Source organism: Streptomyces sp. NPDC006510 (genome assembly GCF_040611955.1).
Taxonomy (GTDB): Bacteria; Actinomycetota; Actinomycetes; order Streptomycetales; family Streptomycetaceae; genus Streptomyces.
Genome location: NZ_JBEXPH010000417.1, coordinates 1 through 2,121, shown reverse-complemented (window position 1 = coordinate 2,121; position 2,121 = coordinate 1). Strand labels below are relative to the sequence as shown.

1 protein-coding gene is annotated in these 2,121 nt (G+C 70.0%); it reads left to right on the top strand.

The features are described from left to right. On the top strand, positions 1–2,121 hold a 2,121-nt coding region (locus ABZY11_RS44085), incomplete at both ends, for a condensation domain-containing protein (RefSeq protein WP_356484560.1).

Sequence of the window (2,121 nt, the reverse complement as noted above, 5' to 3'; positions counted from 1 at the left end):
CGTCCGTTGGACTACGCGGGTGCGATCCCGATCGGTGAGCCCCTGGACAACCACCGGGTCTACGTTCTGGACGAGGGGCTGCGGCTGGTGCCGCCCGGCACCCCCGGCGAGCTGTACATCGCCGGTGCAGGTCTCGCCCGTGGCTACCTCGGCCGGCCGGACATGACGGCGGAACGCTTTGTCGCGGACCCGTACGGTCGGGGCGGCGCGCGGATGTACCGCACGGGTGACCTGGTCCGCTGGAACCTCGAAGGCTCGCTCGAATACCTCGGCCGCGCCGATCAGCAGGTCAAGCTCCGCGGCTTCCGCATCGAACTCGGCGAGGTCGAGAGCGCGTTGACCGCCCGTGCGGGTGTGGGTCAGGCGACGGTCGTGGTCCGGGAGGACCGGCCCGGCGACAAGCGGCTCGTCGCCTACCTCGTCGCAGCCGAGGGCACCCGGATCGATGTGGCCGAGCTGCGCGGTCATGTCTCGGACGCCCTGCCCGAGTACATGGTCCCGTCCGCCTTCGTCGTCCTGGACGAGATCCCCCTCACCACCAACGGCAAGGTCGACCGACGTGCCCTGCCCGCACCCCAGGTGTCCCACGCCACCAACGGGCGCGCCCCGCGCACACCGCAGGAAGAGGTGCTCTGCGGCCTCTTCGCGGCCGTTCTCGGACTGCCGTCGGTCACCATCGACGATCACTTCTTCCACCGGGGCGGCCACTCGGTGCTGGGCACCCGCCTGATCAGCCGCATCCGGCGGGCGTTCGGGGTCCAGCTCGGGGTGAAGGACCTGTTCCGGAACCCGACGGTGCTCGCCCTCTCCGAGTGCGTCAGCGCAGGCAGCGGCGAGCTGCCCCGGCCGGCACTGATGGCCGGGGAGCGGCCGGAGATCGTCCCGCTCTCCTCCGCGCAGCAGCGGCTGTGGTTCCTCGACCAGATGGAGGGCCCGTCCGCCACCTACAACATCCCGCTCGCCCTGCGGCTCAAGGGCCGACTCGACCACCAGGCACTCCAGTCCGCCCTCACCGACCTCACCACCCGTCACGAGGGCCTGCGGACCGTCTTCCCCACCCACGAGGGCACCCCCCACCAGCACATCCTGCCCCCGAGCCCCATCGACCTCCCCCTGATCACCACCACCGAGGAGGAACTCACCGCACGACTGGCCGACCTCTCCTCGGCCACCTTCGACCTGGCCGTCCAGCCGCCGGTCCGCACGCATCTGCTCTCGGTCGGCGAGCAGGAACACATCCTGCTGGTGGTCATCCACCACATCGCCTCCGACGGCTGGTCCAACGGACCACTCTTCCGCGACCTGGCCACCGCCTACGAGGCCCGCACCGAGGGCACCGCCCCCGCGTGGGAGCCGCTGCCGGTCCAGTACGCCGACTACTCCCTCTGGCAACAACGGCTCCTGGGTAGCGACGAGGAACGCCAACTCGACTACTGGCGCGATGCGCTGGCGGATCTCCCGGAGGAGGCGACGCTCCCGGCCGACCGGCCCAGGCCGGCCACCGCGTCCAACCGGGGCACCACGCACACCGTGCACTGCCCGGCCGACCTGCACGACTCGCTCACCTCGCTGGCCCAGGACACCGGCTCCACCCTGTTCATGGTGGCCCAGGCCGCGGTGTCGACGCTGCTGTCGCGTTCCGGTGCCGGGCACGACATTCCGCTCGGTTCACCCGTCGCGGGGCGCACCGACCCGGCCCTGGACGACCTGGTCGGCTTCTTCGTCAACACCCTCGTCCTGCGCACCGACACCAGCGGCGATCCGAGCTTCCGTGAGCTGCTGACCCGGGTCCGGGAGACCGACCTCGCCGCCTGGAGCCACCAGGACCTGCCCTTCGACCGGCTCGTAGAGGTACTGAACCCCGAGCGCACCACCGCCCGGCACCCCCTCTTCCAGGTCATGCTCACCGTCGGCGACATGTCCGCCGATGCCCCCGAACTTCCGGGGCTGGAAGCGGAGTACGAGTTCTCGAAGGTGGAGATCGCCAAGTTCGATCTGACGTTCTCGTTCGCGGAGCGTCGTAACTGTGATGGTCGGCCGGGTGGGTTGGACATCACGATCGAGTATGCGACGGATTTGTATGACGCGGGTTCGGTGGAGTTGGTGGGTGAGCGGTTGGTG